9 protein-coding genes and 1 pseudogene are annotated in these 14,033 nt (G+C 72.0%); 8 read left to right on the top strand and 2 right to left on the bottom strand.

Features of this window, described 5'->3' with window-relative positions:
• The first annotated feature begins 481 nt into the window (after window positions 1–481).
• The 5 genes from ACIQHQ_RS04350 (at window position 482) to aceE (ending at window position 9,597) form a co-directional block, all read left to right on the top strand.
• A complete protein-coding gene (locus tag ACIQHQ_RS04350; RefSeq protein WP_402609928.1) occupies window positions 482–2,008 on the top strand; it encodes a leucyl aminopeptidase in 1,527 nt (508 codons plus the stop codon).
• A gap of 491 nt (window positions 2,009–2,499) precedes the next feature.
• On the top strand, window positions 2,500–3,888 hold the full coding sequence (gene lpdA, locus ACIQHQ_RS04345) for a dihydrolipoyl dehydrogenase (protein ID WP_402609926.1): 1,389 nt from the start codon (window positions 2,500–2,502) through the stop codon (window positions 3,886–3,888).
• A 64-nt stretch (window positions 3,889–3,952) separates the two neighbouring features.
• Window positions 3,953–5,764 carry a 2-oxoglutarate dehydrogenase, E2 component, dihydrolipoamide succinyltransferase gene (gene sucB / locus ACIQHQ_RS04340; protein WP_402609924.1) on the top strand — a complete coding sequence of 604 codons (1,812 nt, stop codon included), beginning with the start codon at window positions 3,953–3,955 and terminating at the stop codon, window positions 5,762–5,764.
• Window positions 5,765–6,003: 239 nt separating this feature from the next.
• Window positions 6,004–6,627: a GntR family transcriptional regulator gene (locus ACIQHQ_RS04335; protein WP_033312601.1), complete on the top strand. Its 624-nt coding sequence runs from the start codon at window positions 6,004–6,006 to the stop codon at window positions 6,625–6,627.
• Between the two features lie 267 nt (window positions 6,628–6,894).
• Complete coding sequence (gene aceE / locus ACIQHQ_RS04330) at window positions 6,895–9,597, top strand: pyruvate dehydrogenase (acetyl-transferring), homodimeric type (RefSeq protein WP_402609922.1); 2,703 nt, start codon at window positions 6,895–6,897, stop codon at window positions 9,595–9,597.
• 43 nt (window positions 9,598–9,640) lie between these two features.
• On the opposite strand, the pseudogene ACIQHQ_RS04325 reads toward aceE, so the two are convergent.
• Window positions 9,641–9,805: pseudogene (locus ACIQHQ_RS04325) on the bottom strand (RNA-guided endonuclease TnpB family protein); the annotation flags it as partial.
• Window positions 9,806–9,917: 112 nt separating this feature from the next.
• Between ACIQHQ_RS04325 and ACIQHQ_RS04320 the strand changes: the two are divergent.
• Together ACIQHQ_RS04320 and ACIQHQ_RS04315 are read left to right on the top strand one after the other, a co-directional pair.
• Window positions 9,918–10,904, top strand: a complete 987-nt coding sequence (locus tag ACIQHQ_RS04320) for a helix-turn-helix transcriptional regulator (protein WP_402609920.1) — start codon at window positions 9,918–9,920, stop codon at window positions 10,902–10,904.
• Between the two features lie 56 nt (window positions 10,905–10,960).
• The gene (locus ACIQHQ_RS04315; RefSeq protein ID WP_402610620.1) at window positions 10,961–11,479 is read left to right on the top strand and encodes a DUF4240 domain-containing protein; all 519 of its coding nucleotides are present in this window, start codon (window positions 10,961–10,963) and stop codon (window positions 11,477–11,479) included.
• A 314-nt stretch (window positions 11,480–11,793) separates the two neighbouring features.
• On the opposite strand, the gene ACIQHQ_RS04310 is transcribed toward ACIQHQ_RS04315, so the two are convergent.
• A complete protein-coding gene (locus ACIQHQ_RS04310; RefSeq protein ID WP_402610619.1) occupies window positions 11,794–12,570 on the bottom strand; it encodes a peptidoglycan recognition protein in 777 nt (258 codons plus the stop codon).
• Between the two features lie 277 nt (window positions 12,571–12,847).
• On the opposite strand from ACIQHQ_RS04310, the gene ACIQHQ_RS04305 reads away from it, so the two are divergent.
• Window positions 12,848–14,032, top strand: a complete 1,185-nt coding sequence (locus ACIQHQ_RS04305; protein WP_402609918.1) for a MarP family serine protease — start codon at window positions 12,848–12,850, stop codon at window positions 14,030–14,032.
• The last annotated feature ends 1 nt before the right edge of the window (window position 14,033 follow it).

Here is a 14,033-nt window from a genome sequence, read left to right as displayed (position 1 = left end):
GTGCCCCAGGGGCCCTGCCGTGTTGAGGGCGAGGGTCCCGCGGCCGACGCCCCGGGCGGCCACCACCGGCTCCTGGTGGTGCTCGAACCGCTCGGGCACGGACGGCATTTGTTCGGGGAAGGCGCCGTCGTCCCGTACCAGTCGCGGTGCCGGGTGACGTCACTGACGGCGTCGGTGGCGCCGCGGCGGCCGTGTGGGAATCACGCAAAGCGGCACGGAGGGCGCTCCAGAAGGCGAGGAGTGTGACCCGGTTCACCGGTGTGAGGGGTCGAGAAATGGCCACTACGCCACCGGCAGGTGAACGCCCGCAGGAAGGAACGAACGGACCCACGCGCGTAGTCTCGACGTCGAGTGTTCGCCGTACCGGGGAAGGCCCCGTGGATACCGGACCCTGAGGTCGGAATAGGGTCGGCTGTCGGGCCCGGTCGACCCACATCGTTCGACCACTGCAACTTCACATCGGAAGCGAGATTTCACCACCGTGACTGCTCTCACTCTCAGCACCACCGCGGCGTCCGGCCTGCGGGCCGACGCGATCGTGATCGGTGTCGCCAAGGGTGCCAAGGGACCGGTCGTCGCACCGGGCGCCGAGGCCCTGGACAAGGCGTACGACGGCAGGCTCGCCGGCGTTCTGGAGACTCTCGGCGCCTCCGGCGGCGAGGGCGAGGTGACGAAGCTGCCGGCGCCGTCCGGCTTCAAGGCACCGCTCGTCCTGGCGGTCGGCTTGGGCGCGGTCCCGGAGAAGGACGCCGACTACGACACCGAGACCCTGCGCAAGGCCGCCGGTGTCGCGGCCCGCGCCCTGGCCGGATCCAGGAAGGCCGCCTTCGCGCTGCCGTTGACCGACGCCGCCGACGCCGGCGCGATCGGGGAGGGCGCGCTGCTCGGCGCGTACTCCTTCGACGCCTACAAGGCCAACGGCCGGGACCCCAAGGCGAAGAACGGCAAGGCTCCTCTCGCCGAGGTCGCCCTGCTCGGCGGCAAGCCCCGCGACAAGGCGTACAAGGCCGCGATCGAGCGTGCCGTCGCCGTGTCCGAGGAGCTCAACCGCGCCCGCGACCTGGTCAACACCCCGCCGAACGACCTGAACCCCGAGTCGTTCGCCGCGATCGCCCAGGCCGCGGCCAAGGAGCACGGCATCAAGGTGCAGGTGCTCGACGAGAAGGCCCTGGTCAAGGGCGGCTACGGCGGCATCCTCGGCGTCGGCGCGGGCTCGGCGGCGGGACCGCGCCTGGTCAAGCTGTCGTACACCTCCTCCAAGGCCAGGAAGCACCTCGCCTTCATCGGCAAGGGCATCACGTACGACTCGGGCGGCATCTCGCTGAAGCCGGCCGGCCACAACGAAACGATGAAGTGCGACATGAGCGGGGCGGCCGCCGTGTTCGCCGCGGTCGTCGCCGCCGCGCGCCTCGGCCTGGAGGTCAACGTCACCGGCTGGCTCGCCCTGGCCGAGAACATGCCCTCCGGTTCCGCTACCCGTCCGGGTGACGTGCTGCGGATGTACAGCGGCAAGACCGTGGAGGTGCTCAACACCGACGCGGAGGGCCGGCTGGTGCTGGCCGACGCGCTGTGGGCGGCGTCGCAGGAGAAGCCGGACGCGATCGTGGACGTGGCGACGCTGACGGGGGCGATGGTGCTGGCGCTGGGCAACCGGACGTTCGGGATCATGGGCAACGACGACGCGTTCCGTGCGGCGCTGCACGAGGCGGCGGAGGAGGTCGGGGAGCCTGCGTGGCCGATGCCGCTGCCGGAGCACCTGCGCAAGGGGATGGACTCGGCCACGGCCGACATCGCGAACATGGGCGAGCGGATGGGCGGCGGTCTGGTCGCCGGTCTGTTCCTGCGCGAGTTCGTGGGCGAGGGCATCACCTGGGCGCACCTGGACATCGCCGGGCCGGCCTTCAACGAGGGCGGGCCGTTCGGGTACACGCCGAAGGGCGGCACGGGGTCGGCCGTACGGACGCTGGTGCGGGTCGCGGAGCTGACGGCCGCCGGGGAACTGGGCTGATCCTCGCCCGGTAGCCCGGCCTCGCCGGCTGTGCGGCGGAGGTGAAGCATCGCCGAAGAGCCCGGTCCCGCCGGTTGTGCGGCGAGTGCGAGGGCGTGGGGGGCTGGTCACGCAGTTCCCCGCGCCCGTACGCGTGAGAGCTGGTCGCGCCCGCGCGGCGCAGCCGCACATCACACACAGCCCCGCGCCCCTTCCGGGCGAGCCTCCCGGCCGTCGACCGCCCGCACGCGTGAGAGCTGGTCGCGCCCGCGCGGCGCAGCCGCAGATCAGACACAGCCCCGCGCCCCTCGGGCGCCGCGCCTCGGGGCGGCTCATCCGAACGTGGGGTGTCTCACACCGCAGCCCGGCGTCTCCTTGTGTGCTGACAAGTGCGAAGATGGGGCTCGGCAGGACAGGGCCCCACCGAAGGGCCGAAGAACGAGCGGCCGGACACCAGCCGCCTGCCGGTCATCGAAGACCGGCTCACGGCGCACATGCATGGAGGACGTGACGTGGCGAACGACGCCAGCACCGTTTTCGACCTAGTGATCCTCGGCGGTGGCAGCGGTGGTTACGCCGCCGCCCTGCGCGGGGCGCAGCTGGGCCTGGACGTCGCCCTGATCGAGAAGGACAAGGTCGGCGGCACCTGCCTGCACCGGGGATGCATCCCCACCAAGGCCCTGCTGCACGCGGGCGAGATCGCCGACCAGGCCCGCGAGAGCGAGCAGTTCGGCGTGAAGGCCTCCTTCGAGGGCATCGACATCGCCGGGGTCCACAAGTACAAGGACGGCGTGATCGCCGGCCTGTACAAGGGCCTGCAGGGGCTCGTCGCCTCCCGCAAGGTGACGTACATCGAGGGTGAGGGCCGGCTGTCCTCCCCCACGTCCGTCGACGTGAACGGCCGCCGCGTCGAGGGCCGCCACGTCCTGCTCGCGACCGGCTCCGTGCCGAAGTCGCTGCCCGGCCTGGACATCGACGGCAACCGGATCATCTCCTCCGACCACGCCCTCGTCCTGGACCGCGTGCCGAAGTCCGCGATCATCCTGGGCGGCGGTGTCATCGGCGTCGAGTTCGCCTCCGCGTGGAAGTCCTTCGGCACCGAGGTCACGATCGTCGAGGGCCTGAAGCACCTCGTCCCGGTCGAGGACGAGAACTCCTCCAAGCTTCTGGAGCGCGCTTTCCGCAAGCGCGGCATCAAGTTCAACCTGGGCACCTTCTTCCAGAAGGCCGAGTACACCCAGGACGGCGTCAAGGTCACCCTCGCCGACGGCAAGGAGTTCGAAGCCGAGGTCCTGCTGGTGGCCATCGGCCGCGGCCCGGTCTCCCAGGGCCTGGGCTACGAGGAGCAGGGCGTCGCGATGGACCGCGGCTATGTCCTGGTCGACGAGTACATGCGCACGAACGTGCCGACCATCTCCGCCGTCGGTGACCTCGTCCCGACCCTCCAGCTCGCGCACGTCGGCTTCGCCGAGGGCATCCTGGTGGCGGAGCGCCTGGCCGGTCTGAAGACCGTTCCGATCGACTACGACGGTGTCCCGCGGGTGACGTACTGCCACCCCGAGGTCGCCTCCGTGGGGATCACCGAGGCCAAGGCCAAGGAGATCTACGGTGCGGACAAGGTCGTCGCTCTGAAGTACAACCTCGCGGGCAACGGCAGGAGCAAGATCCTGAACACCGCGGGCGAGATCAAGCTCGTCCAGGTCAAGGACGGTGCCGTCGTCGGCGTGCACATGGTCGGTGACCGCATGGGCGAGCAGGTCGGCGAAGCCCAGCTGATCTACAACTGGGAGGCGCTGCCCGCCGAGGTCGCGCAGCTCATCCACGCCCACCCGACCCAGAGCGAGGCGCTCGGCGAGGCCCACCTGGCCCTGGCCGGCAAGCCCCTCCACGCGCACGACTGATCCCCTCGGTCGACGAACGCGACGACACAGACTTCCGCACTTTCCGTAAGGAGCAACCGAAACCATGGCGGTTTCCGTAACCCTTCCGGCGCTCGGCGAGAGCGTCACCGAGGGCACTGTCACCCGTTGGCTGAAGGCCGAGGGCGAGCGCGTCGAGGCCGACGAGCCGCTGCTCGAGGTCTCCACCGACAAGGTCGACACCGAGATCCCTTCCCCTGCCTCCGGCGTGCTGTCCTCCATCAAGGTCGCCGAGGACGAGACGGTCGAGGTCGGTGCCGAGCTGGCCCTGATCGACGACGGCAGCGGCGCGCCCGCCGCCGCCCCGGCCCCGCAGGCCGAGCAGGTCGCCGAGCCCGCTCCCGAGCCGGCCCCGGCCGCCCCGTCCACCGAGCAGGCCGCCCCGGCGCCCGCTCCCACCGCCGACGCCGCCACCGGCGGCGGCTCCGCCGAGGGCACGGACGTCGTCCTGCCCGCGCTCGGCGAGTCCGTCACCGAGGGCACCGTGACGCGCTGGCTGAAGTCGGTCGGTGACAGCGTCGAGGCCGACGAGCCGCTGCTCGAGGTCTCCACCGACAAGGTCGACACCGAGATCCCGGCGCCCACCTCGGGCACTCTCCTGGAGATCGTGGTCGGCGAGGACGAGACCGCCGAGGTCGGCGCCAAGCTCGCCGTCATCGGCGAGGCGGGTGCCGCTCCGGCCGCCGCCCCCGCGCAGGAGGCCCCGGCCGCCCCGGCGCAGCCCGAGCCCGCCCAGGCCCCGGCCCCGCAGCAGGCCGCTCCGGCCCCGCAGGCGCCGTCCGCCCCGGCTCCGGCCCCGCAGGCGCCGTCCGCCCCGGCTCCGCAGCAGCAGACCACCCCCGCTCCCGACCCGGCCCCGGCCGCTCCGGCGCCCGCCCCGGCTCCGGCCCAGGCCCCGGCCGCTCCGGCCGCCGCCAAGCCGGCCGACGACGGCGCCTACGTGACCCCGCTGGTGCGCAAGCTCGCCGCCGAACAGGGCGTCGACCTGGCCGCCGTCAAGGGCACCGGCGTCGGCGGCCGTATCCGCAAGCAGGACGTCGTCGCCGCCGCCGAGGCCGCGAAGGCCGCCACCGCCGCACCGGCCCCCGCCGCCGCTCCGTCGGCGGCGAAGAAGGCCCCGGCGCTGGAGGCGTCGCCGCTGCGCGGCCAGACCATCAAGATGCCGCGGATCCGCAAGGTCATCGGCGACAACATGGTCAAGGCCCTGCACGAACAGGCCCAGCTGTCCTCGGTCGTCGAGGTCGACGTCACCCGCCTGATGAAGCTGCGCGCCCGTGCCAAGGACGCGTTCGCGTCGCGTGAGGGCGTCAAGCTCTCCCCGATGCCGTTCTTCGTCAAGGCCGCGGCCCAGGCGCTGAAGGCGCACGCGCCGATCAACGCCAGGATCAACGAGGCCGAGGGGACCATCACCTACTTCGACACCGAGAACATCGGTATCGCGGTGGACTCCGAGAAGGGCCTTATGACCCCGGTCATCAAGAACGCGGGTGACCTCAACCTCGCCGGTATCGCCAAGGCGACGGCCGAGCTCGCGGGCAAGGTCCGGGCCAACAAGATCACCCCGGACGAGCTGTCCGGCGCGACCTTCACCATCTCCAACACCGGGTCGCGCGGCGCGCTCTTCGACACGATCATCGTGCCGCCGGGCCAGGTCGCCATCCTCGGCATCGGCGCGACGGTCAAGCGCCCCGCCGTCATCGAGACGGAGGAGGGCACGGCCATCGGCGTCCGCGACATGACGTACCTGACCCTGTCCTACGACCACCGACTGGTGGACGGCGCCGACGCCGCCCGTTACCTGACGGCGGTCAAGGCCATCCTGGAGGCGGGCGAGTTCGAGGTCGAGCTCGGCCTCTGACCTCCCTCGCCGGTACGGCTGTTCGGTGCCCCCGCTCGGATCGTCTCCGGGTGGGGGCACCGCCCGTTTTCGGGGGTGCGGGGAACAGCGCGACAAGCCGCACACCACGTGTCAGCCGAACGGCGCGCCACACACCCCGTGTAAGTCTCGTCTCACCTGCGCGAAGCGCCCTCGTCGGCCTCACCCGCGGCGCGAACCGGCCGTATTGTCTAAACGTCGATCCCGCGTAAGGAGCCCTCATGACCGCGCCCGTCATCCACTCGCTCCGCGAGCAGATCCGCGAGCACATCCTGGAGGGGATCATCAGCGGACGCTGGCAGCCGGGCGAGCGGATCGTCGAGCGCCGGATCGCCACCGAGCTGGAGGTCAGCCAGACCCCGGTCCGTGAGGCCCTGCGCGAGCTGGAGTCCCTGCGTCTGATCGAGTCCGCTCCGAACAAGGGCGTGCGCGTCCGCAACCTCACGGCCGCCGACCTGGAGGAGAGCTACCCGGTCCGGGCCGGCTTGGAGGCCATCGCCGCGGAGCTGGCCGCCCAGGGGCTCGCGGAGGACTGCTCGGCGCTGGAACCCCACGTCAGCGCCCTGTACGAGGCTGACCGCGTCTCCGACGGCACGGCTCAGGTCCGCCACACCGTCGCCTTCCACCGCGAACTGGTCCGCGCCGCGGGCAACTCCGTCCTGCTGCACACCTGGGAGGGCCTCGGCATCGAGGTGTTCACGGCCCTGTCCATCCGCTGGCTGGGCACGCAGCAGCAGTCCTACGCCGAGGAGCACGAGGAGCTGGTCGCCGCCTTCAAGCGCCGTGACCCCCGGATCGCGGAACTCGTGAAGGCGCACGTCCTGGGCTGCGCGCCCCGGGCGTGACACCCGAGCACCCCTGCGCTCAAACGCCTCCGACCTGCGAAAACCGTTCGACAACAGGTCACCGCGTGCCACCGTCGGAGGCACCCCGTGCCTACTTTCTCGTGATCAAGAAGTTTTGCCCCTCAACCCTTTGATCGATCATCGATCAGCGAGTTACAGTCGCCGACGGGCTTCCACCCGAGCCCCTCGCCCTGTCCTGCCAAAGACAAAGGGCACCCCCGATCCCCTTATGTGAGGGAACCCCCTTCGACTGAGGAAGGCGGCGACATGACCGACCCCAACGCCATCCAGCCGAGCGAGCTCGACCAGCTCCCCGACCGGGACCCGGAGGAGACCGCCGAATGGCAGGCCTCCCTGGACGCGGTCACCAAGGCTGCCGGGCCGCACCGTGCCGCATACCTGATGCGCCGCACGCTGGAGCGCGCCGAGGGCGCCGGCATCGCGCTGCCGAAGCTCCTCGAGACCGACTACGTCAACTCCATCCCCACCTCCGCCGAGCCGGCCGTGCCCGGTGACGAGGCGATGGAGCAGCGGATCACCGCGTGGAACCGCTGGAACGCGGCCGCGATGGTGACCCGGGGCAGCAAATACGGCGTGGGCGGCCACATCGCCACCTTCGCCTCCGCCGCCTGGCTGTACGAGACGGGCTTCAATCACTTCTTCAAGGGCAAAGAGGCCGACGGCTCCGGCGACCAGCTCTACATCCAGGGCCACGCCTCCCCCGGCATCTACGCCCGCGCGTTCCTCGACGGCCGTCTGAACGAGGAGCAGCTCGACAACTTCCGCCGCGAGTCGGGCGGCAACGGCCTGCCCTCCTACCCGCACCCGCGCCGCCTGCCCTGGCTGTGGGAGTTCCCGACCGTCTCCATGGGTCTGGGCCCGCTCTCCGCCATCTACCAGGCGCGCTTCAACCGCTACCTGACCAACCGCGGCATCAAGGACACCTCCGCCTCGCACGTGTGGGCGTTCCTCGGCGACGGCGAGATGGACGAGCCCGAGTCGACGGCGGCCCTGGCGCTCGCGGCCCGTGAGGAGCTGGACAACCTCACGTTCGTCATCAACTGCAACCTGCAGCGCCTGGACGGCCCGGTCCGCGCCAACTTCAAGATCGTGCAGGAGCTGGAGGCCCAGTTCCGCGGCGCCGGCTGGAACGTGATCAAGACGCTGTGGGGCACAGCCTGGGACGAGCTGTTCCAGCTCGACACCACGGGCGCGCTGGTACGCCGGCTGCGCCAGGTACCGGACGCGCAGATCCAGACGTACCAGACGCGCGACGCGGCCTACATCCGCCAGGACTTCTTCGGCGCCGACCCGGCGCTCGTGGAGATGGCGAAGCTGCTGAGCGACGACAAGATCCTGGAGTGCTTCCACCTCTCGCGCGGTGGTCACGAGGCGCGCAAGGTGTACGCCGCGTACAAGGCGGCCGTCGAGCACAAGGGCGCGCCGACCGTGATCCTGGCCCAGACGGTCAAGGGCCACACCCTGGGCGAGGGCTTCGCGTCGAAGAACGCCAACCACCAGATGAAGAAGCTCTCGGTGGACGAGTTCAAGGACATGCGCGACCTGCTCGGCCTGCCGATCAAGGACAGCGACTTCGTCGACGGCGTGGTCCCCTACGGCCACCCGGGCGCCGACTCCCCCGAGGTCCGCTATCTCCAGGAGCGGCGTGCCACCCTCGGCGGTCCGGCCCCGACCCGGCGCGTCCACCCGGTCGCCCCGCTGCCCGCCCCGGCTCAGAAGGCGTTCGCGTCCTTCGACAAGGGCTCCGGTTCGCAGAACGTGGCCACCACCATGGCGTTCGTCCGCCTCGTCAAGGACCTGGTCCGCGACAAGGAGACGGGCAAGCGCTGGGTGCCGATCGTCCCCGACGAGGCGCGCACCTTCGGCATGGAGTCGCTGTTCCCCTCGCTCGGCATCTACTCGCCCAAGGGCCAGACGTACGAGCCGGTCGACCGCGACCAGCTGATGTACTACAAGGAGGCCAAGAACGGCCAGATCCTCAACGAGGGGATCACCGAGGCCGGTTCGATGGCCGACTTCATCGCCGCCTCGACGTCGTACGCGACGCACGGCGAGACGATGATCCCGTTCTACATCTTCTACTCGATGTTCGGCTGGCAGCGCACGGCCGACCAGATGTGGCAGCTCGGCGACCAGCTCGGCCGCGGCTTCCTCGTCGGTGCCACGGCCGGCCGCACCACCCTGACCGGTGAGGGCCTGCAGCACGCCGACGGCCACTCCCCCGTCATCGCCGCGACCAACCCGGCGGCGCTGACGTACGACCCGGCCTTCGCCTACGAGGTCGCCACGATCGTCAAGGACGGTCTGCGCCGGATGTACGGCGAGGCGGCCCCGGACGAGGACCAGAACGTCTTCTACTACCTGACCGTCTACAACGAGCCGCTGCCGCAGCCCGAGAAGCCGTCCGCCGCCGGTGTCGACGAGGGCATCGTCAAGGGCCTGTACCGCTTCAACACGGCGGAGTCGGCGGGCATCACGCCCCCGGCCAACGCCCCGCGGATCCAGCTGCTCGGCTCCGGTACGGCGATCCACTGGGCGCTCAAGGCGCAGCGGCTGCTCGCCGAGGAGTGGGGCGTGGCGGCCGACGTGTGGTCGGCGACGTCCTGGAGCGAGCTGCGCCGGGACGCCCTGGAGGCGGACGCGGCGCTGCTGCGCGGCGAGGAGCGCGTGCCGTTCGTGCGGCAGGCGCTCCAGGGTGCCGAGGGCCCGGTGCTGGCGGTCTCCGACTACATGCGCCAGGTCCCGGACCAGATCGCGCAGTGGGTCGAGCAGGACTGGTCCTCGCTGGGCGCCGACGGCTTCGGACTCTCGGACACCCGTGAGGCGGCCCGCCGCCACTTCGGTGTGGACGCCGAGTCGATCGTCGTCGCGGCACTGGCCCAGCTCGCGGGGCGCGGCGAGGTCAAGGCGGTGTCCGTGAAGGAAGCGCGCGAGAAGTACGGTCTTTGAGTCCTTCGAGTCCTCCCCTTCCCGCAGGTCGGGGATTCCTGGCTCAGGCCGCCTCCTGGAGCAGCGCTCCAGGGGGCCTCGCGCCGTCATCGCCGGCCGGGTCAAGACCGGCCCGGTGTGGCATCACGCGTGCGGAGTTCTTGTCCCGTGGGGACACGGCTCCGCACGCGTCGCACCTGTAGGTGCGCCCGCCCGTTGGCCGTGCATGGTCACGACACCGGCCAGCGACCACAGGCACGGAGTTCGCATGGTCGTCTCGAACTCGGACCGCTGGATCGGCAGGCCCTCGCTTCGGCGAGGGCCTGCTGCATGATGTGGCCATGCGCGCTGCCCGGTTGATCAAGATGGTGCTGCTGCTCCAGTCCCGGCCCTCCATGACCGCCGCCGAACTCGCCCGTGAGCTGGAGGTGTCGGAGCGGACGGTCACCCGGGACGCGCAGGCGCTGTCGGAGGCGGGCGTGCCGGTGTACGCGGACCGGGGCCGGGCCGGAGGCTACCGGCTGGTCGGCGGGTACCGGACGCGGCTGACCGGCCTGCACCGCGGCGAGGCCGAGGCGCTGTTCCTGTCCGGGGTGCCCGGGGCGCTGCGCGAGATGGGCCTGGAGGACGCCGCCTCGGCGGCCCGGCTGAAGGTGTCGGCGGCGCTGCTGCCGTCCCTGCGGGACGCTTCCAGGACGGCCTCCCAGCGGTTCCACCTGGACGCGCCCAGCTGGTTCAAGGAGCCGAAGACGCCCGCGCTGCTGCCGGCCGTCGCCGACGCGGTGTGGGACGACCGGCGCATCAGCGCGCGCTACCGGCGCGGGGAGGACGAGGTGGTCCGCGAGCTGGAGCCGTACGGGCTCGTGCTGAAGGCGGGCGTCTGGTATTTGTGCGCCCGGGTGGCCGGCTCGGAGTCCTTCCGGGTGTATCGGATCGACCGGTTCACGGCCGTGGACGCGGGCGGCGAGCGCTTCGAGCGGGAACCGGACTTCGACCTGCCCGCGTTCTGGGAGGAGCGGGCGGAGCAGTTCGCACGGTCCATTCTGCGGGCCCGGGTCGTGGTGCGGCTGTCCCCCGACGGTGTGCGCGCACTGCCCCACGCCCTCGACTCGATGACTGCCCGGGAGGCGCTGGCGGACGCGGAGGGCCCCGACGGTGACGGGTGGGTGACCGTGACCCTGCCGGTGGAGTCCGAGGAGGTCGCCCACACCCAGCTGGCGACCCTCGGACCGGAGGTGGAGGTGCTGGCGCCGGGGAGCCTGCGCGAGCGGTTCGCCGCGGACGCGGCACGGCTGGCCCGGCTCTACCGGCCGGGGGACGACGCATAACGATCCCGCGCACTCCGGGTGCGCCCCTGTGTCCCAGGGCCGATGCTTGACCCGTGATGGACGAGACGGAGTTCTGGGAGTTGGTGGACGAGGCCCGGGAGGCAGCCGAGGGCGACCCGGAGGAGCAGGCCGACCTGCTCGTGGACCGGCTCGCCCAGCTGGACCCGGACTCGGTCCTGGACTTCGCCCGGCACTTCGAGTCCCGCTACAACCGCGCCTACCGCTGGGACCTGTGGGGCGCCGCCTGGGTACTGCTCGACGGGGCGAGCGACGACGCCTTCGACTTCTTCCGATGCTGGCTGATCGGCCAGGGCCGCGACGTCTTCGAGGGTGCCGTGCACGACCCGGACGCGCTCGCCGATCTGCTGGGCGACTTCGACGAGGAGATCGACGGCGACGGCGAGGAACTCGGCTACGCGGCGGACGAGGCCTACGAGCAGCTCACCGGTGTGGTCGCCCCCGACCTGGGAATCGCGCCGGCGCCGCCCGAACCCGAGGGCACGCCCCTCGACTTCGAGAACGAGGGGCTGCTCGCCGAGCGCTACCCCCGGCTGTGGCAGCGTTTCAGGGGCTGAGCAGGCGGCCCTGCGGCGGCTCGCGCCGGACGGAAGGCACGCGTGGGCCCGGTCGGCCCGCACCGCGTGGTGCAGCGGAGCCGCGTTGGCCTGGTCGAGGGCGGACGCGGTGACCGCGGCCGGGCCCAGGGCGACCGTCACGGCCGCGCGGAGCATCGCCCAGGGACCGCGCACGGCCTCCGCGCACGGCCTCCGCGCACGGCCTCCGCCCGCGTCCCCGGGCGCCGCGCGTCCCCCGCCTTCGTACGACCGTCGCTCATGCTCCCCGCCTCCGGTCGGCTGTCTGTGGGGACCGACCGTAGGGGGCGCGGATCTCAGGACGCTGGGCGTTCGCTGTGACCTTGCCGTGGGCCGTCCGGCCGGCCCTGGAGCCGGGCGGCGAGCTGTCTGATCTCGGGCAGGCGGGCGTGCAGTGCGGCGCCCGGGCAGCTGGTCATGTAGCCGTCGTTGTGACCCGCGACGGCGGGCAGCCGGGCGGTGGTGCCGGCCGCGTACCGGCTCAGGCCGTTGCTGGAGACCAGGCGGACGTCCGCGCGCGGGTCGGTGCCGGTCAGGCCGAGCTTCCAGGCGGACAGCGCGGCGATCGCGCGGATCATGGGGTGCGGCACGGGCATGCCCTCGGTGAAGGTGCCGAGGGCCGCGACGCCCGCCGTGCGGTGGTTGAAGCCCTGGGTGTGGGCGCCCGTGACCGCGCGCTCCACGCCCCCGGCGCGGCCCTCGTAGACGGTGCCGCAGCGGTCGACGACGAAGTTGTAGCCGATGTCGTCCCAGTCGCGGGTGCCGGTCTGGCCGGTGTACAGGTCCCGGATGATGCGGGGCGCGTCGGCGCAGTCGTAGCCGTTGGGCGAGTCCGTGTGGTGCACGAAGACGGCGGCGACCCGGTCGTCGTAGCGGGGGCGGGGTTGCGCGCGGGCGGCGTCGCCCAGCCACCGTGCTCTGGGCACGATGGGCGGGCGGGGAGCGGTGTGGGGCGTGGCGGCGGATCGGGCCGGGGCGGCGCGGGAGCCGGTCTCGGCGGCGTTCTCGACGCCGTGGGCGCACAGCAGCAGCGCCACGGCGGCGGCGACGCCCGGCAGGCAGCCGAGCACCAGCCGGGCCGCGCGCGGCAGACCGGCTGTGCCGGGTGTCCCGGCGACGGAGTGCCTGCGTGCGCCACGCCGTCTTCGCGAGACACGCATGATCCCACTGTCGGCCTGATCCGGTCCGTCCGCGATGTGTGATGTGCCACCCGGTGGAACCATCGTCACGGTCCGCGACGTTTCTCCGTGTGCACGCTCGCGTGGCCGATTCCGATCATCCACGCGCGCGTGACTGATCACCGGGCCCTCCCCCCGCGTATTAAGGGGTTCCGAGAGAAAGGCGGCGTGCGTGGACCTGCTCGACATCCTGCTGTTGCTGGTCGTCCTGGCCTACGCGGCGTCCGGGTACCGGCGCGGCCTGGTGGCCGGCTGCGTGTCGCTGGCGGGCTTCGTGGGCGGTGCGGTCGTCGGCGTGTGGATCCTGCCGTGGGTCATGGACCTGGTGGAGCCGGGGACCACGCGGGCGACGGTGACGGCGGTGTTCACGGTGCTGCTCCCGGCGGTGGTGGGGCATGAGCTGGCGGGGCGCCTCGCGCTGCGGCTGCGGCGGGAGCTGGACCGGGGACCGCTCAGGGTGGCGGACGGGATCGGCGGGGCCGTGGCCAACTCGGTGGCCGTGCTGATCGTGGCGTGGGTGGTCGCCAGTGTCCTGGGCGCGTCCTCGTCGCCGCTGGTCACCTCGGCGATCCGGGACTCGCGGCTGCTCGGCGCGGTGCAGCGGACGATGCCGGACACGACGCCGGCCTGGTTCTCGGGGGCCACCTCCGCGCTCACGCAGGCGGGCTTCCCGCAGGTCTTCAACCCCTTCGAGAACGAGTCGACGGCCGAGGTCGCCAAGCCCACCGGCGACAGTGTCACGGCCGCCGCCACCGAGGCCGCCAAGCGGAGCACGGTGAAGGTCGAGGGCGTCGCGGGCACGCAGGGCCGCGAGGGCAGCGGGTTCGTGTACGCGCGCGAGCGGGTGATGACCAACGCCCATGTGGTGGCCGGCATCGACGAGCCGACCGTGCAGATCGGCGGGGTCGGGCGGACGTACGAGGCACGCGTGGTGCTCTTCGACCCGCAGAAGGACGTGGCCGTGCTGTACGTGCCGGGTCTCAGGGCGCCCGTGCTGCGGTTCGACGACGACGCCGAGCGCGGCGACTCCGCGGTCGTCGCGGGCTATCCGCAGGACGGCGACCTGAACCTCCAGGCGGCCACGGTCGCGAACCGGGTGCGGGCGACGGGCCAGAACATCTACAACGACGGGACGGCCACCCGGGAGATCTACTCGATCCGTTCCACGGTCCGCCCGGGCAACTCCGGCGGCCCCCTGCTCACCACGGACGGCCGGGTGTTCGGCGTGGTCTTCGCCCGCTCCACCTCGGACGCCGAGACGGGCTACGTCCTGACGGCGGACGAGGTCGCCTCCGACGCGCGCAACGCGGCGGGCGCCACGGCACCGGTGGACACGGGCGAGCCGGCCGCCTCGTAGC

The sequence above is a fragment of the Streptomyces sp. NPDC092370 genome, assembly GCF_044755265.1.
Classification (GTDB): domain Bacteria; phylum Actinomycetota; class Actinomycetes; order Streptomycetales; family Streptomycetaceae; genus Streptomyces.
The sequence above is the reverse complement of the archived record's forward strand: the minus strand, read 5'-3'. Positions and strand labels throughout refer to the sequence as shown.

Coding starts and splice junctions, on each gene's coding strand:
- ACIQHQ_RS04335 (WP_033312601.1), top strand. CDS start 6,004: ATGACCGCGCCCGTCATCCACTCGCTCCGCGAGCAGATCCGCGAGCAC.
- sucB (WP_402609924.1), top strand. CDS start 3,953: ATGGCGGTTTCCGTAACCCTTCCGGCGCTCGGCGAGAGCGTCACCGAG.
- ACIQHQ_RS04315 (WP_402610620.1), top strand. CDS start 10,961: ATGGACGAGACGGAGTTCTGGGAGTTGGTGGACGAGGCCCGGGAGGCA.
- ACIQHQ_RS04320 (WP_402609920.1), top strand. CDS start 9,918: ATGCGCGCTGCCCGGTTGATCAAGATGGTGCTGCTGCTCCAGTCCCGG.
- aceE (WP_402609922.1), top strand. CDS start 6,895: ATGACCGACCCCAACGCCATCCAGCCGAGCGAGCTCGACCAGCTCCCC.